The 22135-nt window shown below is 41.0% G+C and carries 13 protein-coding genes; 9 read left to right on the top strand and 4 right to left on the bottom strand.

Features of this window, described 5'->3' with window-relative positions:
• Positions 1-5: 5 nt before the first annotated feature.
• From MED217_RS13225 to MED217_RS13215, 3 genes are all read right to left on the bottom strand, one after another.
• A complete protein-coding gene (locus tag MED217_RS13225) occupies positions 6-1379 on the bottom strand; it encodes an FGGY-family carbohydrate kinase (RefSeq protein WP_009781043.1) in 1374 nt (457 codons plus the stop codon).
• A 17-nt stretch (positions 1380-1396) separates the two neighbouring features.
• Positions 1397-2677, bottom strand: a complete 1281-nt coding sequence (locus MED217_RS13220; protein ID WP_009781042.1) for a sugar isomerase — start codon at positions 2675-2677, stop codon at positions 1397-1399.
• Positions 2678-2772: 95 nt separating this feature from the next.
• A complete protein-coding gene (locus tag MED217_RS13215) occupies positions 2773-4869 on the bottom strand; it encodes a bifunctional rhamnulose-1-phosphate aldolase/short-chain dehydrogenase (RefSeq protein ID WP_009781041.1) in 2097 nt (698 codons plus the stop codon).
• A 150-nt stretch (positions 4870-5019) separates the two neighbouring features.
• On the opposite strand from MED217_RS13215, the gene MED217_RS13210 reads away from it, so the two are divergent.
• The 5 genes from MED217_RS13210 (at position 5020) to MED217_RS13190 (ending at position 13372) form a co-directional block, all read left to right on the top strand.
• Complete coding sequence (locus tag MED217_RS13210; protein WP_009781040.1) at positions 5020-6066, top strand: GntR family transcriptional regulator; 1047 nt, start codon at positions 5020-5022, stop codon at positions 6064-6066.
• 98 nt (positions 6067-6164) lie between these two features.
• Entirely contained in the window at positions 6165-7679 is a 1515-nt protein-coding gene (locus tag MED217_RS13205; RefSeq protein WP_009781039.1) for a sialate O-acetylesterase, read from the top strand.
• A gap of 3 nt (positions 7680-7682) precedes the next feature.
• Positions 7683-8972, top strand: a complete 1290-nt coding sequence (locus MED217_RS13200) for a rhamnogalacturonan acetylesterase (protein WP_040532839.1) — start codon at positions 7683-7685, stop codon at positions 8970-8972.
• Between the two features lie 18 nt (positions 8973-8990).
• The gene (locus MED217_RS13195) at positions 8991-11852 is read left to right on the top strand and encodes a glycoside hydrolase family 2 TIM barrel-domain containing protein (RefSeq protein WP_009781037.1); all 2862 of its coding nucleotides are present in this window, start codon (positions 8991-8993) and stop codon (positions 11850-11852) included.
• An 8-nt stretch (positions 11853-11860) separates the two neighbouring features.
• Positions 11861-13372, top strand: a complete 1512-nt coding sequence (locus MED217_RS13190; protein WP_009781036.1) for a rhamnogalacturonan acetylesterase — start codon at positions 11861-11863, stop codon at positions 13370-13372.
• Positions 13373-13420: 48 nt separating this feature from the next.
• Here MED217_RS13190 and MED217_RS13185 read toward each other — a convergent pair whose 3' ends face one another.
• On the bottom strand, positions 13421-17383 hold the full coding sequence (locus tag MED217_RS13185) for a hybrid sensor histidine kinase/response regulator transcription factor (protein ID WP_009781035.1): 3963 nt from the start codon (positions 17381-17383) through the stop codon (positions 13421-13423).
• 254 nt (positions 17384-17637) lie between these two features.
• On the opposite strand from MED217_RS13185, the gene MED217_RS19255 reads away from it, so the two are divergent.
• The 4 genes from MED217_RS19255 to MED217_RS13170 all read left to right on the top strand — a co-directional run bounded on the left by MED217_RS19255 (position 17638) and on the right by MED217_RS13170 (position 22108).
• Positions 17638-18150, top strand: coding sequence for a sugar-binding domain-containing protein (locus MED217_RS19255; RefSeq protein ID WP_009781034.1), 513 nt, complete (start codon positions 17638-17640; stop codon positions 18148-18150).
• Positions 18151-18189: 39 nt separating this feature from the next.
• Positions 18190-19446 carry a glycoside hydrolase family 2 protein gene (locus MED217_RS13180; RefSeq protein ID WP_009781033.1) on the top strand — a complete coding sequence of 419 codons (1257 nt, stop codon included), beginning with the start codon at positions 18190-18192 and terminating at the stop codon, positions 19444-19446.
• Between the two features lie 115 nt (positions 19447-19561).
• Positions 19562-21274, top strand: coding sequence for an arylsulfatase (locus MED217_RS13175; RefSeq protein WP_009781031.1), 1713 nt, complete (start codon positions 19562-19564; stop codon positions 21272-21274).
• A gap of 18 nt (positions 21275-21292) precedes the next feature.
• Complete coding sequence (locus MED217_RS13170; protein ID WP_009781030.1) at positions 21293-22108, top strand: alpha/beta hydrolase; 816 nt, start codon at positions 21293-21295, stop codon at positions 22106-22108.
• Positions 22109-22135 lie beyond the last annotated feature (27 nt).

Genomic DNA, 22135 nt, shown 5'->3' with positions numbered 1-22135 from the left:
AGTAGTTATTTAGCGATGAAAGGAATATGCTTTTTCATCGAATAATTTTTCTTTAAAAATTTAGAGTTCAGTTGGGTGTCAGAGATACAAATTGCTGCGCCTAAGGCAGATCCCAGCGAGGAGTCTGTAGTGCGCAATTCCATAGTTCTGAAATGATGCGATAACAAATGAATATAAATATCGTTATCGCTGAAACCACCGTCAACAAAGAGTTTTTCGATAGTCATATTCCCTTTTGCACTTTTGATGCTCTCTACCTGTAGTAGTACGAGTTCCATCATCAAATGATGATAAGCGTGATCAAAAGAGGTGTAGCGCAAATGGGTTTCTTCAGGCATTTCAGGATCTTCAATAGATTCCCATTTGAAGATTTTCTCAAATTCTTTAACGATCTCGTAATGAATTTCAGGATCAAATTTTACGGTCTTGTGATAGTCCTTATCTACCTGATAATACTCGGTTAGTTTTTTAACCTGAATGCTGTATTCATTGCCCAAAAATAAGCGTGCCGATTTAACCGGTTTACCATTGATGCGCATATAATTGATACAATCATCTGCAACGTCTTTTTTGCTCAACGTACGCTCTACAAATGGGTTGAGCGCGATACTCCACGTTCCGGTCGAGATCAAAATGAATTGATTTTTAAGGCTGCGTACATACGGAAGCAAAGCCGCCGAACTGTCATGAATACCCACGCCAATTTTAATACGTTTGCCGTTATAATTCATATTGATGCTCGTTTCGGTAGAAACGATAGGAGGGAGGATCTGATCTAAGTTTTCGGCATAAACCCAGTCGTGGTAATCTCTTTTTTCAAAATCCCAAAGTGAAGTATGGCAGCCTATACTGGTGTACTCGCTCAACGGAATTCCTGTAAACACAAAACTTAAATATTGCGGTAAGTGCAACGAATACCTGATTTTTTTAAATACTTCAGGCTTGGTGTTTTTCAACCAGTAGAGTTGCATCCCGGCGTTGAGCATTCCCGAGCTAGACGAACCTGTCTTCTGATGAAAATCTGCCTCTGGACCGTATTTCTCGTAAAAGCTATCAATGATATTTTGTGGAATCGATTTCGTATAATTATACAAAGGGAAAATCACATCGCGATTTTCATCCAAATGCACGAGACTTGCCCCGTATGAAGAGAAATTTATGGCTTTGATCTCATACTTTTCAGTTTTAAGCATGCGGTCAAAAACCGTTTTTAACCAATCGCGAAGTGCTGAAAGATCTTCGGTAGGATGCCCGTCTTCATCTGTGATTTCATCAAACTGAACGTATTCACGATAAACCTCTTGAAACTCGTCGTCAAAAAGAAAGAATTTCTTGTTGGTTTTTCCGATATCAAATACTGCCGTAACTGTCTTCTTCATTAACTCTTGCTTGCAGTTTATAGTCCCGTTGCCACTGTGTTTTTACCTCTGGTTTTAATAAGCGCATCACGCACACCTAGTTCGCGATAGGCTGCAATAGGATTAAGCGCTCCGCCGGTTTTTAGACGCGCCTCCTGAACCAATGGGCGTACGTCTGTGCGGTAAGCGGTTTGTAAAATCTCCTGACACAAGGTAACATCGTTATTTTCTTGGGCAGCTCGTAAAGCATCTTGATCGATCAAGAGCGCTTTTGCGTAGGCTTCTTGAATCGCTTCAAGCGATTGAATCAAATCTTCAAGCGGATCTTTGAGGTTATGACTCGCATCGATCATCCAACCCAATTCCGGGTTTTGTGGATTGTTTTGCATTCCGTAAACCAACTCGTTAAAGATGAGGAAGAGTGCATAAGGCTTAATGCTTCCTACGGTGATATCGTCATCACCATATTTACTGTCGTTAAAATGAAAACCACCAAGTTTTCCTTTCAGCATAAGAATGGAAACAATTTGTTCGATATTGGTGTTTGGAAGGTGGTGTCCTAAATCTACCAAGGTATAGGCGCGTTCACCACAACCGTTAGCAAGCATTAACGAGGTTCCCCAATCTTGAATAACGGTACTGTAGAAGTACGGCTCATAAGGTTTATACTCGATAAACATTTTCCAATCAGCCGGCATATCTTCATAGATCGAGATCAAGCTGTTTTGGGTATGGGTTAATGCAGTTTGAAAGTTGTTTTGCCCGGGAAAAGAAGCCCCGTCAGCCAACCAAACGGTTAAGCTTTTTGATCCTAGTTTATTTCCGATCTCTACAACTTCTTTGTTGTGCGCAATTGCCTGCTCACGTACAGCGGCACTGGTATTACTCAGCGAACCGTACTTATAGGTTTCCTTTTGATTTTTTTGATCCTGAAAGGTGTTGCTGTTTACCGCATCAAACTTGATCTTGTTGATCGCAGCGAGTTCTTTTATCGCATTATAATCCTCAGGCACATCCCAAGGAATGTGTAATGAAACAGCTCCTGCGGTTTGGGTAAGCTTATGAATAAGCCCGATGTCTTCAATCTTTTGCTCTAAAGAAGCAGGTTCTCCTCCGTAAGAGAATCTTCCGAAGCGGGTTCCACCGGCCCCTAATGCCCAGCTAGGAATCGCCACTTGAAAATCGGCTAATTTTTGAATAACCTGATTAACATCAATGTTAGATTTCGACAACGTTTGAGTTAGGAAATCGAATTGGGATTTATGAGTAGAAAGGTTTTTTGCGTTGAGATCTTGTAGTTGTTGTGTTTCGATATTCATGGAAGACAATTTTGGAGGATATTAAATTAACAGAAACTCCTGAGACTAAAAACAGAATCTGGAGTTTCTGATAATTAAAAACAATTCAATTAAAATTAGCGTACAAAAGCATTAGCCATACCACCGTCAACATTGATGGTATTTCCGGTACTTTTTTGCAGTACGCCCACACAAGCAAAAACTCCATCTGCTATATCATCTGGCAGGATGATCTCATTAAGCAAATTGCGTTTTGCATAGTGTGCAGGTAAATCTTTGACTTCTATGCCGTACGCTTTTGCACGACCTTCAGCCCAAGCTCCTTCCCAGATTTTGCTACCTACAATAACACCATCAGGGTTTACGGTATTTACACGTATTTTATCACTGCCTAATTCTGCTGCGAGTAAACGTGTCATATGTTGTTGAGCGGCTTTTGCAGTACCATAACCCACGTTATTAGGTCCTGAAACAAGTCCGTTTTTACTTGCGATATTCACAATATCACCGCCTAAGCCTTGCTTGCGCATAATCGCAACACCTTCCTGAGCCATTAAGAATTGCCCTTTAACAAGCACATTCTGTAATAAATCCCAATCTTTTTGAGTGGTGTCTTCTAAAGCTTTAGAAATTGCTAATCCCGCAGAGTGAATTACAATATCTACACCACCAAAGGCTAAACAAGCTTCTTTGTAGGCTTTTTTAATCGCTTCTTCGCTGGTAACGTCACAAACGGCACCGGCAACTTGATCTTTTTTATACGTCGCAACAGCTTCTTTTAAGGCTTCGTCGCTCATATCGGTAAGTACCACATTGGCACCTTCAGCAACAAGTTTATCTGCGATCGCTTTACCAATTCCGCCGGCAGCACCGGTAACTAAAGCTACTTTACGAGAAAGGGGTTGCTCTTTAGGCATACGTTGCAATTTTGCTTCTTCAAGCAACCAATATTCGATGTCAAATGCCTCTTGGCGTGGTAATGAAGTGTAGCTGGTAATCGCTTCTGCACCACGCATTACGTTAATCGCGTTGATGTAGAATTCGCTTGCTACACGTGTGGTTTGTTTATTTTTAGCAAAGCTGAACATTCCCACTCCCGGAAAAATGATGATCACAGGGTTAGGATCACGCATCGCCGGGCTGTTATCGTGTTTGCAGCTTTCGTAATAGTCTTTATATTCTTGACGGTATTGTTCAAAAGAAGGTTCTAATTTAGCTAGCACCGCTTCGGTATCGTCAAGATCTGCATCTTTATCTAAGTCTAAGATCAATGGTTGAATCTTGGTGCGCAAAAAGTGGTCTGGGCACGAAGTTCCCATTGGAGCTAATTTATCAAGATCATTGCTGTTGATAAACTGAAGTACTGTGTCACTATCAGTAAAATGACCTATCATTCGGTTTTCAGAAGAAGCAAGTCCGCGTAGAAGTGGCATTAATTTAGCAGCCTGATCTTTACGCTGATCTGCCGGTAAACTTTCAATTTTTTGCCCACCAAACACGCTTCCGTTTTCTTTTACCTTTTTCTCAATATAAGAAGAAGCTTTTTCGATCACTTCAAGGCTATTGATATAGCACTCATAAGAAGTATCTCCCCACGTAAAAAGTCCGTGGCTTCCTAAAACAATTCCGCGTATTCCAGGGTTTTCATTCAGGCATTTTTCCAGTTGAAGACCAAGGTCAAATCCCGGACGTTGCCAAGGCACCCAACCCATTGTATCTCCCCAAATTTCTTTGGTGATTTTCTCACTATCTTCAGCTGCAGCAATGGCAATAAGTGCATCAGGATGCAGGTGATCGATGTGTGCAAAAGGAAGTAATCCGTGAAGTGGCGTATCAATAGAAGGTGCTTTCGAGTCTAAATCATAAATACAATGATTAAAAAGCCCAACCATACGGTCTTCATCTTCGAGACCGCCGTAAACATTTTTAAGATTTCTCAGACGCTCTGTATAAAGGCCTGCAATACCTTGTCTGGTTAAAGTTCCTATATCTCCACCAGAACCTTTTACCCACATTACTTCTACATCTTCATTGGTAAGAGGGTCTTTCTCTATGGTTTTACAGCTGGTATTACCGCCGCCGTAATTTGTTATTCTTAAATCTGCGCCAAGGATGTTTGAGCGGTATAAGAATAAAGCAACCTGATCGTCGCCTAATTCTGCCGCCTTTTGTTCATCCCAAAGATAATCTACGTGGCTAAAAGTTTTTTCCATTTTTAGTTTGTAAAGGTTAAAGCATCTGTTTCAAAAATAGATGTTAACAAATAGGATAGCATCCTGTGCTGTACTGCAACATAAATCTTTTAATACGCTAATCTTTTGATTAGTTTTACAAAACACAAACAAACACACGCTTATCGCATTATGTCTCAAAATGTTCACATTAGTATTAATGAAGACTCCCGTATACCCAAATACAAGCAAATTGTTGATTCGATTATTGATGATGTTGCCAAGGGGAAATTAAAAATAGGAGAGAAGATCCCATCGATTAATGAATTGAGCGAGTCTGCCTATTTGAGTAGAGATACGGTAGAGAAAGCGTATAAGATTCTTAAAGAGCGGAAGGTGATTATTTCGGTTAAAGGAAAAGGGTATTACACCGCAAAAACCGAATTGATCTCTAAGATCAATGTATTCTTTTTAGTGAACAAGCCCAGCTCTTACAAGATGATGATCTTTAATCATTTTGTGAACACCTTAGGCGTTAATGCGCACGTTAACCTATACATCTATCATTGTGAAGAGTCGTTGTTTGTGAATGCGATAGAGAAGAATCTGGGGGCGTATAACTATTATGTTATCATGCCTCATTTTAAGGATAACGATTTTAATCACGTCAGTTTTACTCCTGAAGTTTTAAAAGCGATCGAGCGTATTCCCAAAGATCAATTGTTGATGGTAGACAATACAAAACCAGAGATAAAAGGGAACTACGGTTCTATTTATCAAGATTTTAAGGAGGATATTTACAATGCCTTGATCGAGGGGAAAGAGAAACTAAAGAAGTATGAAAAACTGATATTGGTTTATCCCGAGAAACTCAGTCATCCTTATCCACGACGCATTCTACACGGGTTTAGACAATTTTGTATGCAATATGATTTTGAATATGAAATTCTAAACGAGATTTATGAAGATATGGAGTTTGAAGGCAAAGACGTCTATATTACTATTGAAGAAATGGATCTTGTAAATCTGGTGCGTCAAATACGTGAGCGCAACCTGACTATGGGTAAAGATGTTGGCGTGATCTCTTATAATGAAACGCCGCTTAAAGAATTGCTTGGCATCACGGTGATCAGTACAGATTTTAAGGCAATGGGAGAGACGGCTGCTTATATGGTGCTCAAGAATAAAAAGGAAAAAGTAAAGAACGTTTTTAAGTATATCGAGCGCAACTCGGTATAAGTAGTTTTTAAATAACTGTAATCAATACGCTTATCAGAACAGTACAGGATGCCTTACTTAAAAGGGCATTGTATTTTTAGGCAGAATTATCAATTTGTATGATGCATTTTTGCCAAAAATTACGACTTGTACTCGTTGCTTCTTGTTTTTTTATTTGCTGTTTTGCTAGCGCACAGCTGCGACTTCCCGCATTAGTTGGGGATCATATGGTTTTGCAGCAGAACGCAAACGTTACCTTATGGGGATGGAGCGCTCCTAACCAAAAAATCCAGATTCAGGTTGGTTGGCAGGCAGAGGCGTTGGAGGCCACCGCAGATAATTCAGGAAACTGGTCTGTAAATGTGGCTACGGTTACAGCTGGCGGACCATATTCAATCAAAATTTCGGGTGAAGATAGCATCGAATTGCAAGACGTGATGCTGGGAGAAGTCTGGCTATGCTCAGGGCAGTCTAATATGTTTTTTCCTCTAGGGAAAGATGCACGAAGCTCCTGGCGCACCGGGATTATTGATTCTGAAAAGGAAATCGCTCAAGCTCAATTGCCCAATCTTAGACTATTTACAGTGGCTACTGCAGCAGCACAAGAACCGCTTCTTGATGTTAAGGGACATTGGCAACAGTGCACTCCAGAAACTGCTGCAGATTTTTCAGCTGTAGCTTATTTTTTTGGGCGTGATCTTCTTGAAGATCTTGAGGTACCTGTAGGTTTGATCAGTTCGTCTTGGGGTGGTACAAAAGTAGAATCCTGGATGCAAAAAGAGGTGTTGGAGCAGCACCCAGATTTTCAGCCTATTTTAGACAGAGAGGAGCTGAAGCAACACGCATATAAACAAGCTTTAGCAGCGTACAATAGCGCACAACAAGCAGGGACAACGCCACCTGAAAAACCCAAAAAAGCAGAAGCAAATAAAGCTCCCTACGTCTTGTATAATGCGATGATTCATCCGCTTTTGAACTATAAAATTAAAGGTGCTATTTGGTATCAGGGCGAAAGCAACGCAGATCGCGCCTATCAATACCGCAGTTTATTTCCGGCAATGGTAAAAAATTGGCGAGACCTGTGGGAGCAAGGAGATTTTCCGTTTTACTATGTGCAAATCGCACCGCATCATGGGCAGACTCCTGAAATACGAGAAGCTCAACTTCTGGCCTTAAACCGTATTCCAAATAGCGGAATGGTCGTAAGCGCAGATCACGGCAACCCAAAAGATATACATCCCCGCAATAAAAAACCTATAGGTAAACGGCTTGCCTCTTGGGCGTTAGCCAATACCTACTCCAAGAATATCGCGTTTTCTGGCCCGCTTTATGATCATTACTTGATCAAAGATGCAGTGATCGAAATCTATTTTAAGCACAGTAATGGGCTGAATATTAAAGGAGATGCCTTAAAAGACCTTGAGATTGCAGGTGCCGATGGTGTTTTTTATAAGGCCGAAGCGCAAATAGAAAATGATCATCTAGTTGTCTTTAGCAAAGCGGTGGAGCAACCTAAGGCTGTGAGGTTCGGTTGGAAAAACAGCCCTGAAGTACTTTTGTTTAATGCTCACGATTTACCGGCATCACCCTATAGAACAGATGATTGGCCGCAGCCTACAATGCATAAATTATAAAAGATGAAAAAGATAAACAGGTTCCTTATAGTAATGGTGTTCTTGAGTTTACAAATAAACGTACAGGCACAACAGATCAAAAAGGTTTTTGATTTTGGCCAAGAGCAACACCTGCCTGAAGCAACTTATGTAGGAACGGCTTTGCCCTTTAATTCAGATATGCGCTATGGCTTTGATTTTGGTACCGCCTATCGCGTAGCTATGCAGGAGCAAGGTTTTACAGCGGGTATTCCTGTTTACTTTTCGGTAGCTCTTCCTGAAGGAAATTATAAGGTTACCGTAACTTTATCAGGAAAAAATACCGAAATGACGGTAAAAGCAGAATCTAAGCGCTTATTTATTCCGCAGGAACAGATAACTACTAAAGATGAGGTTACGCAGTCGTTTATCGTAAGTGCTTTTAACCCGATCATTGAAACCGGGAAGAAAGTAAAACTGAAAGACCGCGAACTCGTAAAATTAGATTGGGATCACAAACTCACTTTAGAGTTTTTGGGAACAAGTACGGTACAGTCTGTTACTATTGAAAGTGCAGATGCCAGAACTTTATTTTTGGTAGGAGATTCTACCGTGACAGATCAAGATCTGGAGCCTTGGGCATCTTGGGGGCAATTTATAACGGCCTATTTAAACGAGGAGATCGCTGTTGCCAATCAAGCTTCTTCGGGTGCTTCACTGGCATCTTTTAGAGGAAGTCGAATCGATAAGGTCTTGAGCCAGTTGAAAGCTGATGATTTTGTGATCATCGAGTTTGGTCATAATGATGAAAAGATCAAGGGCGAGGGTGGTGGTGCCTATGGTCTTTATACCGAAATAATGACCGATTTTATTCAGCGCATTAAAGAAAAAGGAGGTATTCCTATACTTATCACACCCACACAGCGCAGAGCTTTTGACGGTAAAGAATTAGCGCCTACGCACGGCGAATTTCCCGATGCTATGCGAAAAGTAGCCAAAAAGGAAGCGGTCACGTTGATAGATCTTACAAAAATGACCACCAAAATGTATGAATCCTGGGGGCCACAATTATCTAGAAAAGCCTTTGTACAGTATGCTGCAAATATGTTTCCGGGGCAAAGTGATGAACTTGAAGATAATACGCATTTTAGCAATTTTGGCGCTAATGAAGTTGCCCTTGCGGTTGTGAGTGGACTAAGAGCGAGTGATTCAGAATTGAAAAATTATATCGCAGAAGATACCCCAAAATACAATCCTAAAAGACCCAACAGTCCAGAAACGTATACCATACCCTTCAGCAGCTTGTTTGAAGCTTTAAAACCTGACGGAAATTAAAAATCTAATAACCACTTTATGAATTTAAAAACACGCTTATTTTCTATCTTTTTACTGGCGACGAGCACCTTTGTTTTTGCTCAGCAAACCGATAAAATAATGCTTTCGGGTCCCGATTTTGAACATCCTAAAACCTGGGATTTTAAAGTTTCTGAAGGTAATAACAGCGGTAAATGGTCTACCATAGAAGTTCCCTCACAATGGGAATTACAAGGGTTTGGTGAGTATACTTACGGTAGGTGGTATAAAGAATTGGAGCAAGATGAACCGAGTAAAGAAGAAGGTTTTTATAAGCTTGATTTTGAAATGCCGGCTTCAGCAAAAGGACAGCTTGTTACTATTCATTTTGGAGGTGTGATGACCGATACCGAAGTGAAAGTGAATGGAGAAGTCGTGGGACCTAAACATCACGGAGGTTTCTATGAGTTTGAATATGATATTACAGAGTTTCTGAAGTTTGGAGAAGAGAATATCTTAGAGGTTCACGTTTGGAAACACTCAGAAATTGGAAGCGTTAATAACGCAGAGCGAAAGGCCGATTGGTGGCTGTTTGGCGGGATTTATCGCCCGGTTTGGCTCGAGGTAAAACCACAAACACATATTGATCATATTGCAGTTGATGCGCAAATGGATGGCAGTCTAAAAGCTGTTGTCGATTTGGTGAATCCTTCAGAAAATCTAAAAATCCTTGCCTCGTTGCATCCGTTAGAAGGGAATGAAACTTTTGAGGTAAAAACCATTGACCTAACTGCCGAAACAGAGCAAACCATCGCTACACAATGGAGCGACGTAAAACTTTGGGATCCTGAAAATCCTAATTTATATACGCTGAAACTGGAATTACAAAAAAATGGGAAAACCGTGCATGAAGTTTCAGAACGCATTGGTTTTAGAACCTTAGATTTTAGAAAACGTGACGGTATTTACCTGAACGGAACCAAGATCGTGATGAAAGGAATTAACCGTCACAGCTTTTGGCCGGAAGGTGGCCGCAGTACCAGTAAACGCATCAGCGTGATGGATGTAAACCTGATCAAGGATATGAATATGAACGCAGTGCGTTTCCATTATCCGCCTGATGATCATTTTCTGGCAGCCTGTGATTCTTTAGGACTTTTTGTGCTCGACGAACTCGCCGGTTGGCAGAATGGGTACGATACCAAAACAGGAACGCAATTGGTTCAAGAAATGGTAGATCGTGATGTAAACCATCCTTCGGTGATCATTTGGGATCAGGGAAATGAAGGCGGATGGAACTACGAACTGGACGACGACTTTCAACAACACGACCCGCAAAACCGAATTGTAATCCATCCGTGGTCTGATTATAACGGTTGGGACACGCATCATTATCCAACCTATCTAACCGGTGTGCATCGCTTTGGAAGTGGAGAGAATGTGTTTTTTCCTACCGAATTTATGCACGGAACTTATGACAACGGGATAGGAGCGGGACTCAAAGATTTCTGGGAACATTATAGTGAAAGTCCGTTGTTTGCCGGGGGATTTATGTGGGTATATAGCGATGAAGCTGTGCTGAGAACCGACTGGACCGGCGAAGAGAAATTTGACTCCAAAGGCAACCTTGCTTCCGATGGTGTTTTAGGTCCGCATCGGGAGAAAGAAGGCAGTTTTTATACGGTGAAAGAAGTTTGGGCACCTGTACAATTTAAACCGAAAGCAATCACAGAAACCTTTGACGGAAGTTTCCTTGTCACCAATGCGTATTTATTTACCAACCTGAATACGGTGAAAATGGATTATCGGGTGATGGAAGCCGGAGCCGAAACAATGTACAATCCCAATACCAAGGCGACGGTTGTAACTTCTGGAGCGATCGATCTTCCGGATGCCGTACCCGGAGAAACCCGAAAGATCACAATGCCGGTAGCAGCGGATTTCTTTAAAGGAGATTGGCTTGAAATTACAGCAACAGATCAGCATGGGCGTGAGATTTATACCTGGACTTGGGCGATACATAAAGCAGATTATTTTGCTGATAAGTTGATCTATCAAGAAGCGGTTAAGAAATCGGCGAAAGCTACACAAGAAGAAAATCTGGTTACTTTAAAAAGTGAAAAAGTCACCTTAAAACTGAATACCAAAACAGGGTATATCACAGAAGTAAACAGCCAAAAAAGGAATATTCCTTTTGTAAACGGTCCCAAACCCATTGGGATGAAAGCTGAAGTAGAAAAGGTTACCTTAACCCAGGAGGATAAGAATGCAGTTTGCCGAATAGATTATAACGGTGGGATAGATCACATTACCTGGACGATGTATCCTGATGGCCGTGTACATATGGAAATGATTGCACTTAAAAATGCAGGTCGCAACAGTGGTTTTGACGGGGCATTTTATGAAGGCGATATCGACAAATTTGGGATCACCTTTGACTTTCCTGAAGAAGGCGTTGAAGGCATAACACTATTTGGTCGCGGGCCTTATCACACGTGGCGTAATCGCTTACAAGGTATTGAGTACGGTATCTGGGAAAAAGAATACAACACTACCATTACAGGAGAGAGTTTTGAAAATATGATTTACCCGGAGTTTAAAGGGTTTTATGCAAATTTCCTTGCTGGAAATCTTCAGGCAGGAGACAATAGCTTTAAGGTGTTTAGCGAGAGCGATAAATTATTCTTGCGTTTATTTACACCAGATGAAGCTCAAAACGGATTTAGAGGCAGTCATTTTCAGCCTTCATTTCCTCCGGGGAATATCTCTTTTATGTATGAGATTCCGGGGCAACGTGCCTTTAAACCTTTATCGCAACAAGGTCCTAGCAGTCAGCCTTCAAATATTAGGATCAAAAGTGGTGACGACGGGATCTCGATGAAACTTTGGTTTGACTTTAGAACAGATGTAGACTTTAAATAATTATAGATATGAGAATACTTTCAGCATTTTTAGTGCTTTTTTCAGCAGTACTTTTTACGAGTTGTGACACTGCGCAAGCGCAACAACCTACCGTGTATTGCGTGGGTGATTCTACAGTTAAAAATGGAAGCGGTAAAGGAGATGGCGGTCTTTGGGGCTGGGGCGATTTTATTGGTCAGTTTTTAGATACCACAAAAGTTAAGGTAGCAAATCACGCTTTGGGTGGGACGAGCAGTCGTACCTTTCAAAGCAAAGGGCTTTGGCAGCCGGTGTTAGACAGTTTACAAAAAGGTGACTATGTGTTGATTCAGTTTGGACATAACGATAGCGGAGCGCTTAATGATGATTCTCGCGCACGCGGAACCATCAAAGGAACCGGCGAAGAAACTGAAGAAATAGACAATATGCTTACCGGTGAGCATGAAGTTGTACACAGTTATGGCTGGTACATTCGTAAAGTGGTTACCGAAGCAAAGGCTAAAGGAGCTATTCCTGTAGTTATGGCGCCAATTCCGCGCAATGACTGGAAGGATGGTCAAGTACCGCGTAATGATAAAAGCTATGGCGGTTGGGCAAAACAAATCGCTGAAGAAGAGGGAGTAACTTTCATCAATCTTAATGATAAAATGGCTTCTGCAATGGAAGCTCAAGGTGAAGATGCAGTAACCGGAAACCTTTTTTACAAGCGGGACCACACGCATACTTCGGCTAAAGGAGCGGTTTTAGCAGCTTCTTTGATCGCAGAAGGACTTCAGGAAAGTGATAATTCGTTAAAAGAATATGTGCTTGAAAATCCTGAGATCACGCTTCCGCGAAAGCGCAATTTGTTCATCATCGGAGATTCTACAGTGGCCAGCAACGGCCAGGACGGTAAAGTAGGTTGGGGTGTGTATTTTTCACAGCATGTAGACACGACCAGAATGACCGTTTATAATAAAGCGCGAGGCGGAAGAAGCAGCCGTACTTTTAGATACGAAGGGCTTTGGGATGAAGTGAAAGAGCGTTTAGAACCCGGAGATTTTGTGTTGATGCAATTTGGGCATAATGATGGCGGGCGTGTAGATCAGCCTAAATATCGGGGTTCTCTAAAAGGGATGGGTGATGAAACTCAAGACGTCCAGCGCGATAGTACAGGTATCGAAACCGTGCATACCTACGGCTGGTATATGAAACAATACATCAAAGAGACCGAAGCAGCCGGAGCTACACCAATCGTATTGAGTATGATTCCGCGTAACGAATGGCCTAACGGAAAGGTGGAACGCCCAACCGAATCCTATGTGAAATGGGCTAAAGAAGCAGTAGATCAGGCCGGCGGACATTTCTTAAATCTAAATGAAGCGGTAGCTCAGAAATACGAAGCTATGGGTAAAGAAAAAGTAGCTGAGTTTTTCCCGGATGATCATACGCACACGAGTCACGACGGAGCAAAATTAAATGCGCTCACCGTAGCAGAATTGATCGAAGGCTTACGCCAGTCGGAGTTACGGGATTACATTTTTATCAAAAAAGACGAATAGTTATTAAGCCTCAAAAGCATTTACAAAGCCCGGATTTCCGGGCTTTTTTTATAGAATAGATTGATTGCTGTTAACATATTCTGATGGCGTCATTTGAAATTGTTTCTGAAAGTTACGACCAAAACTCGTAGCCGAATTATAACCTACGATTTCTGCAACTTCATAAATCTTGTAATTCTCGGTTTTGAGCAGTTCTGCGGCCTTTTTAAGGCGGGAGATATTGATGAGTTCGTTCGGACTTAAATTAGTGATTTCGGCAATTTTGCGATACAAGGTAGAACGACTCATATGCATGATTTCGGCCAGAGTTTCAACATTCAAATTAGAGTCGGCCATATTATTGGCAATAGTCTCATCTAGTTTTTTGATGAAAGCGTCGTCTGTTTTGGTATTGGCCATACTGCGCATATGCGCTAGAGGAGAAGTCGCATAATGCTGCATAATGTGCTTGCGATTCTCGATGAGGTTCGCCACTTGTTTCTTTAGGAAATCTACCGAGAAGGGTTTGCCTACATAGGCATCTGCACCAGACTCAAGACCTTCAATTTTAGCCGAAAGCGCATTTTTTGAAGTGAGTAGAATCACAGGGATATGACTGGTTTCTATATTGGTCTTTACTTCACGGCACAAGGTAAAGCCGTCTTTTACAGGCATTGCAATATCACTAATTACCAGATGCGCACTATGCTCTTCAAGCAATTGTAAAGCTATTTCACCATTGGGAGCGGCGTAAACCTGATAGGTTTCTTGAAGTTCTTTGGTCACAAATTCCCGGAGGTCTTGATTATCTTCTGCTACAATTACCACAGGTTTTGTTTCTGCGGAAGGTTTAACCGGTTTTTCGGGAGTTTTAAGAGGTTCTTCGGTTTCTGATTTAGGATCGAAGAGTTCAAAATGTTTCTTTTGATGCAGCGGAAGCGTAACGACAAAAGTATTTAAGCCATCGTTCTTTGTTTGAAGTTTTAGGCTGCCGTCGTGCATCTCGCTAAGCGAATGTGCCAGAGACAAACCAATCCCGGTACCTGCCTGATTTTGTCCTTCAGATAAGCGATAAAAAGGTTCAAAAATCTTTTGCTTCATCGTCTCGGGAATCAAGTATCCGTCATTTTTTACAATGATGCTAAAGTCTGTTTCGGTCTTTTCCAGTTGAAGATAAATATGCTTTTCACCATATTTGATTGCGTTACTCATCAGGTTACTCAATATTTTTTTCAGAGCCTCAGGATCAACAATTGCATTAACGTCAGATGCGAGATCAAGATGAAGTTGCATTTCCTTATCAGCTATTGCTTCGGTAAAGCGACTTTGGGTTTTGTGTACCAACTGGCTCACATCGGTCTTTACAAAAGAGAGGCTCATATTTTCAATTTCGGTCTTTCTAAAATCGAGTAGCTGATTCACCAGGTTAAGAATACGGTTGGTATTCTTGTTCATGATTTTTAGATTATCGGCGATTTCCGGATAAGCATCTTTGTACTTAAGAATTTTCTCTAACGGACTTTTTATAAGCGTTAGTGGTGTGCGAATCTCGTGTGAGATATTGGTGAAAAATTCAATTTTAGCCTGGTATACTTCTTTTTCTTTTTTGTCGTTGGCTTGCTTGATTCTTCGGTTATTTTTACGGGCGAGGTATAAATGGTAAACTCTAAAAACGGCTACAATGCCTAAAATCGCAAAAACAACATAACACACAAAAGCAAGATTGGTAAGGTAAAAAGGAGGCAGGATCTCTATAGCAAGTGGTTTGCTTTCTTCGCTCCAGACACCGTTACTGTTACGCGCTTTAACTTTTAAGGTGTAATTGCCGGGATTCAGTTTTGTAAAATGTACCGTGTTGTTATTTCCCAGATCGATCCAGTCATTAGACAAGCCATCGAGTTTGTACCAATAGCGCGTCATTTCTGGCGCTGTATAATCTAACGCAGCAAAATCAATACTAAACGAGGAGTCCTCTGGCCCTAAAACAAGTTTGTCAAGACTCGCCATAGACTCAAGTAGAATATCACCTTCTTCTTGCACAGCGATCTCTTTATTGTTGATCTGCAAGCCTGTCAAATATAAGGGTGCTTTATGAGCATCTTGGATAAAACTGGCAGGATCAAAGCGTATCATTCCATTAACGCTACCTGCGTAAATGCGACCTTGTTCATCTTTATGAATACTATTGTAATTGAATTGATTTCCTAAAAGCCCCTGAGCTTTGGTAAAGGTTTTAATGCCTTTAAGTTCCGGGTCAAAAGCGGTGAGTCCATTGGCAGTGGTTGCCCATAAATTACCCTTATCATCTTCGACGATGGCATAAAACACATTACTGGGAAATCCATCTTTTGTGGTGAAGGTTTCAAAAGTTTCGGTTTGTGGATTAAATAGATTGAGTCCGCTTTCAGTAGTAACCCATAGGCGCTGCGTATCATCTTCAAAGATTCCGTTAATATGATTATGACTTATGGTTTTATCTTGTGCATTTTCTTCTTGATAATAGCCTTTTTCTCCGGTTTTTGGATTGTAGTAGTACAAGCCAGCCCAATAGGATCCGGCCCATAACACGCCATTATGATCTTCTATAAAAGAGGTATAATGATAATTTTCAGGAAACTGATCACAAAGGATAAAGCTATCGGTTTTAGGGTCATAATATTTTACACCCCGTACGGTTGCCGCGTAAATTCGACCGCTACTGCTCTTGATGAGGGAGAATACAAAATTATTGCGCTCTTTCCCTAAATTACCAACTTGGTAATGTTTGAGTACGCGATTGGTATTAATGTCGATAACATCAATCCCGTTATCAAAAAAGCTTACCCAAATACGGTCACCATCAGGCATCAAAGCGTGTATGTTGTGATGCGTTAAAATACCGCCATCCTCTTTTGACTTAAAGTTGGTAAAACGGTCTGTTTTAGGGTTGTATTTACTCATTCCGTTATCTTCGGTACCTATCCACAACATCCCGTTTTGGTCCTCTTTAATTTCTCTTACCGCATTACCTACGATGGCATTTTGACCGGGTTTTGGAAAGTATTTTTTAAAGAAGCGATACGCAGGTGCGAAATAATTAATTCCGCCAAAATAGGTTCCCGCCCAAACGCCACCATTATTATCTACAGTTAACGTATAGACTGCATTGTCTGAAAGCGCATAACGGTCACTGATGTTTTTTTTGAGATTGGTATAAGCTTTAGTTTTGATGTTGAAAATATGAATTCCTGATTCTGAAGCAACCCATAGCTCATCATCGTTTTTTAGCACCAGATCGTGAATGTAAAACGGATTTTCAACCGGAAGGAACGGGCGTGATTCTTTGGTTTTTAAATCAAAAGCCAGTACTCCAAAATTGTGCGTACCCATCAATATGGTGCGCTCATCAAGCATCAATAATTTATTGATGTTAAATGCCGAAAGCTCGATGTTGTCTATATGAAAGCCTAAATGTTTAAAACTCGCGTCAGTCGGGTCATAGCGGTACAACTCGTCAAGGCTGGAAACAATAATGCCATCATCAGGAGTTTTTAAGAGTTTGGTCGCAACAAAATAATTGCTGGTAGGAAAGTCTGAGGTTTTATGGTTTGCTGTGTCGTATTTATAAAGCGTACCATTACCAATGTACCAGATATTACCGTCGCCATCGTACTCCAGGTCTTGAATGATGATGTCTTCGGTTCCCTCTAATAAAGTGAAATTCTCAAGTTTATAATCGTATCTAAATAAACCATTATCTGTTCCTGCATAAATATTGCCGTCGTACTCTAAAAGCGATTCTACATAATTTCCTAATAAATGCTTTTGATCATTGGGTTTATTCTGAAATCGTTTGAAGGCATATCCGTCAAAGCGATTGAGACCATCTTTGGTCCCAAACCATAAAAATCCTTTAGAATCCTGAAGGGAAGACAAAACGGTGTTGTGCGACAAACCGTTTTCTACCGTGTAATGTTCAAAATAGTAGTCCTGACCTAAGAGCAGTTGCGTCGAAAATAGGAGTGAAAAAAGCGAATAAATAATGTATTTCAAAACCTGAATATTTATGGGTTAAAAGATACAGCTATCAAAACAATAATACAGTTCAGCATCTCAACATATCGTCTCACAATACCCGTGAAATTTAAAAATATGCTGATTTTGAATGAATTTAATACCAAATTGATACGAAATCCTGATAAAATTAGGTGATTCTATAACGTACTTTGAAAAACAAATGTATGGTGTTCTTCAGAATTACAACGTTGTAATTTATAGAGACGTCCATTTTAATCCTAGTATTTAAGATGAAAAAAATTAAAGTTTTAGCCATTTTGGCTTTTGCTACATCGACACTCACGGCACAGTGGAAACCGGCCGGAGACAAGATCAAAACCAAATGGGCGTCCCAAATTGATGTCAATAACGTGTTGCCAGAATATCCACGGCCAATTATGGAGCGTGATGCTTGGCAAAACCTAAATGGTCTTTGGGAATATAGTATTCAGAAAAAAGGAGCTGCTGCTCCTAAAAGTTTTGATGGAGAAATTTTGGTACCCTTTCCGGTAGAGTCAAGTCTTTCTGGCGTGATGAAAGAAGTGGGTGCAGATCAAGAGGTATGGTATAACCGAGAATTTACAGTTCCTTCAAATTGGAAGAATAAAGAAGTAGTATTGCATTTTGGTGCGGTTGATTGGGAAACCGAAGTTTGGTTGAACGGAGTGAAAATAGGTTCGCATACCGGAGGGTTTACGCCATTCTCATTTGATATTAGTCCGTTTTTAAAGAGCGGAAAACAAGAGCTCACCGTTAAGGTTTAGGATCCTACCAGCGACGGTCCTCAACCCAGAGGAAAGCAAGTGAAAAATCCTGACGGAATCTGGTACACACCGGTAACCGGGATTTGGCAAACGGTTTGGTTAGAGCCTGTGAGTAAAAAGCATATCGAAGAGGTACACACGACTCCAGATATTGATCAAAGCACGATCTCTTTTGAAGTGGCCGCTGCAGGAACTACATACGGTGATGTTGTTGAGGTTAGTATTCTTGACGGAAATAAAACCCTTGCAACCACTAAGGCAGCCGTTGGTGAACCTATTGTGATGGCTGTTCCGGATGCTAAATTATGGTCGCCAGAATCTCCGTTTTTATACGATACTAAAATCACACTTCTAGACCACGGAAAGACTCAGGATGCGGTTGAGGGTTATTTCGCAATGCGTAAGATCTCTAAGAAAAGAGATGATAAAGGCATTATGCGTATGCAACTGAATAATAAGGATTACTTTCAGTTTGGTCCGCTTGATCAAGGTTGGTGGCCTGACGGTTTATACACCGCACCAACTGATGAGGCGCTTAAATACGATATTGTAAAAACCAAAGAATACGGTTATAATATGATACGTAAACACGTGAAAGTGGAGCCTGCACGCTGGTATACGCACTGTGATCGTTTGGGTATTTTAGTTTGGCAGGATATGCCTAACGGTGATAATTCGCACGACTGGCAAAATCGCGATTACCATAAAGGAAACGAGTTTGAGCGCAGCGCGCAATCAGAAGCGATCTACCGTAAAGAGTGGAAAGAAATAATGGATTATCTCTATTCATATCCAAGTATCGTGATCTGGGTGCCATTTAATGAATCTTGGGGGCAATTCAAGACTGTTGAAATTACAGATTGGACCAATGAATATGATCCTTCTCGTTTGGTAAATTCTGCTAGTGGAGGTAATTTCTTCCAGACCGGTGACATTCTGGATTTACACCATTATCCTGCGCCTAATATGTATTTGTACGATGCCAATCGTGTGAATGTAATAGGAGAGTATGGAGGAATCGGACTTCCACTGGAAGGACATCTTTGGAAAACCGGAAACAATTGGGGTTATGTAAAATTCAATAACTCAAAAGAGGTAACTGATGAATATGTAGCTTATGCAGAAAAGCTGAAAGAACTTGTAAGCGCCGGATTCTCTGGAGCGATCTACACACAAACTACCGATGTAGAAGGAGAGATTAACGGTTTAATGACTTACGATCGCGATATAGATAAGTTAGATGTCAAGCGCGTTAATAAGATCAATACCGAAGTGATCAATGCGCTTAATGAATAGGCTTCAGCATAACATTTAAAATTGGAAATCAGGATTTTCTAAAACGGGAATCCTGATTTTTTGATTTGAAAAGAATACATTTACAACAAAAGTAAAACGTTTTAGTTTTTTAAACATGTTACACCAGATACAACCATTAGGTAGAAAGATTTGTCTTTTTTCTACACTTTCACTTTTCTTCATCAATTGTAAAAATGATTCGGCTTCTGAAAATCAGACTGCTTTAGAAACACCACAAAAACCCAATATTGTAGTAATTATGGCAGACGATCTAGGTTTTTCAGATCTAGGCTGTTACGGTGGGGAAGTAGATACTCCGGCCTTGAATGGTCTTGCAGAAAATGGCTTACGCTTCAATGCCTTTTATAACACGTCGAGATGTTGCCCTTCTCGCGCGGCATTACTCACCGGGCAATATCCGCATCAGGCGGGGATAGGTCAGATGACGATGGATCGTAACCTTCCGGGATATCGAGGTCGACTTGATGAACAAACCGTAACCCTAGCTGAAGTTTTAAAAACTGCCGGCTATCAAACCGGAATGGTGGGGAAGTGGCACGTTTCACCAACAGAAAATTTGGGTGGAAATGAGCAGCTCGAGTGGTTAAATCATCAGACAGAAAAGGAAACGTTTTCAGATTTAGATACCTATCCTACAGCGCGTGGTTTTGATAAATACTACGGAAACATTTGGGGAGTGGTAGATTATTTTGATCCGTTTGCTTTGGTAAATGGTACAGAGCCGGTAAAAGAGGTTCCAAAAGATTTCTACTATACTGATGCCATCGGCGATTCTGCCGTTGCTTATGTTGACCATTTTGTAAGAGAAGAAAAGCCCTTTTTTCTTTATGTGGCCCATTGTGCACCGCATTGGCCCTTAATGGCACCCGAGGAAGAAATCAAGAAGTATGAGCAGGTCTACGACGAAGGCTGGCAAAAAATTAGAGAAGAACGCTATAAAAAACTTATTGAGAAAGGTATTTTTAAAGGAGACACAACCAAACTTTCTGAGTTTATGTTTCCCGACTTGAAGTGGGCAGAAAATGAGAATGAAAACTGGGATTCCCGTGCGATGGCGGTTCACGCCGCAATGATTGATCGAATGGATCAAAACATCGGGAAACTCATTGACAAGTTGGAAGCAACCGGCCAACTTGATAATACCGTAATTATGTTTATGTCAGACAATGGGGCAAGTTCTGAGCGTCCTTCACAATACGGCATTGGTTTTGACCGTCCTTCAGAAACACGTGATGGGCGCGAAATTCACTATCCTGTAAAGAAAAGTGAAGAACATCTTCCGGGACCAGAAACAGTGATGTCTGGTATTGGTCCGGTTTGGGCAAATGTGGCCAACACTCCGTTTAGATACTGGAAGGCCCGCGTTTATGAAGGTGGAATCACTTCGCCTTTCATTGTACACTGGCCGGCAGGAATCAAAGAACAGGGCATTGTGAAATCACAGGCAGCGCATATTATTGATATTATGCCTACCTTATTGGAGCTTTCAGGAGCGACTTATCCGGAGGAATTCAATGGAAATACGATCGACCCGTATATGGGAGAAAGTATGGTTTCGGCTTTTACAAATACAGAAGAAGCACCGATTAATGAAACGCTATTTTGGGAGCATTTTGGTGCAGCAGCCTTACGTCAGGGCGATTGGAAACTCGTTAAGCTTGACGGTAATGCAGATTGGGAATTGTATAATCTGAAAGAAGATCGTACAGAAATGAATAATCTCGCAGCAAAATATCCTGAGCGTTTAAAAGCGATGCAAGAAGAATGGAATACTATGGCCAAGGCAACAGATGTATTCCCGAATTAATTTGAAAATTTGAAAAGTATGAGAAGTATACGTGAAGTCATTCTAGCTTTGTTTTTGCTTATCTCTACGCTTACGTATGCAGGTAAATTAGAAACGGTTACCACGCACAGCGCTGCGATGAATAAAGACATTAAAGCAATGGTTATAACTCCAGATGCTTACGATACCTCAAAAGAATATCCTGTGGTTTATTTGCTCCACGGCCATTCCGGAAATTATACCGAGTGGCCAAAGCGAGCTCCACAATTGCTGGAATTGGCAGACACGTATCAGATGATTTTTGTGAGTCCTGACGGAAATTATAACAGTTGGTATTTTGACAGCGAGATAAAACCTGAAAGTCAATATGAGACTTATGTAGCTGAAGAATTAGTGGTGTGGATAGACAAGACCTACAATACCATAAAAGACCGAACCGGAAGAGCCATTACCGGCTTGAGTATGGGCGGTCACGGTGCGTTGTATCTGGCTTTTAAACATCAGGATGTTTTTGGCGCTGTGGGAAGTATGAGTGGAGGCGTAGACATTACACCCTTTCCAAATAACTGGGAAATTTCAGAATATTTGGGAACATATGCAGCGCATCAAGAACGTTGGGAAGCCAATAGCGTGATCAATATGACATCATTGTTAACGCCCAATGCCTTACAACTCATAATTAGTTGCGGGACGGCAGATTTCTTTTATGATGCCAATGTAAAACTTCATAACAAACTGGAGTATATGAATATTCCGCACCGATTTTTAACTACGCCCGGTGGTCATACGTGGGATGTTTGGCGGGATGCGATCAAGTATCATTTGCTGTTTTTTGATGCTTATTTCAAGCCTTGATCACTATAGAACTTTGATCTTAGAACA

Source organism: Leeuwenhoekiella blandensis MED217 (assembly GCF_000152985.1).
GTDB lineage: Bacteria > Bacteroidota > Bacteroidia > Flavobacteriales > Flavobacteriaceae > Leeuwenhoekiella > Leeuwenhoekiella blandensis.
Note: the sequence above shows the minus strand (reverse complement) of the source record. Positions and strands in the feature narration are given on the sequence as shown.

Excerpts from the sequence above, each read along its gene's own strand:
- MED217_RS13225 (WP_009781043.1), bottom strand. The coding sequence starts at position 1,379 with ATGAAGAAGACAGTTACGGCAGTATTTGATATCGGAAAAACCAACAAG.
- MED217_RS13220 (WP_009781042.1), bottom strand. The coding sequence starts at position 2,677 with ATGAATATCGAAACACAACAACTACAAGATCTCAACGCAAAAAACCTT.
- MED217_RS13215 (WP_009781041.1), bottom strand. The coding sequence starts at position 4,869 with ATGGAAAAAACTTTTAGCCACGTAGATTATCTTTGGGATGAACAAAAG.
- MED217_RS13210 (WP_009781040.1), top strand. The coding sequence starts at position 5,020 with ATGTCTCAAAATGTTCACATTAGTATTAATGAAGACTCCCGTATACCC.
- MED217_RS13205 (WP_009781039.1), top strand. The coding sequence starts at position 6,165 with ATGATGCATTTTTGCCAAAAATTACGACTTGTACTCGTTGCTTCTTGT.
- MED217_RS13200 (WP_040532839.1), top strand. The coding sequence starts at position 7,683 with ATGAAAAAGATAAACAGGTTCCTTATAGTAATGGTGTTCTTGAGTTTA.
- MED217_RS13195 (WP_009781037.1), top strand. The coding sequence starts at position 8,991 with ATGAATTTAAAAACACGCTTATTTTCTATCTTTTTACTGGCGACGAGC.
- MED217_RS13190 (WP_009781036.1), top strand. The coding sequence starts at position 11,861 with ATGAGAATACTTTCAGCATTTTTAGTGCTTTTTTCAGCAGTACTTTTT.
- MED217_RS19255 (WP_009781034.1), top strand. The coding sequence starts at position 17,638 with ATGAAAAAAATTAAAGTTTTAGCCATTTTGGCTTTTGCTACATCGACA.
- MED217_RS13175 (WP_009781031.1), top strand. The coding sequence starts at position 19,562 with ATGTTACACCAGATACAACCATTAGGTAGAAAGATTTGTCTTTTTTCT.
- MED217_RS13170 (WP_009781030.1), top strand. The coding sequence starts at position 21,293 with ATGAGAAGTATACGTGAAGTCATTCTAGCTTTGTTTTTGCTTATCTCT.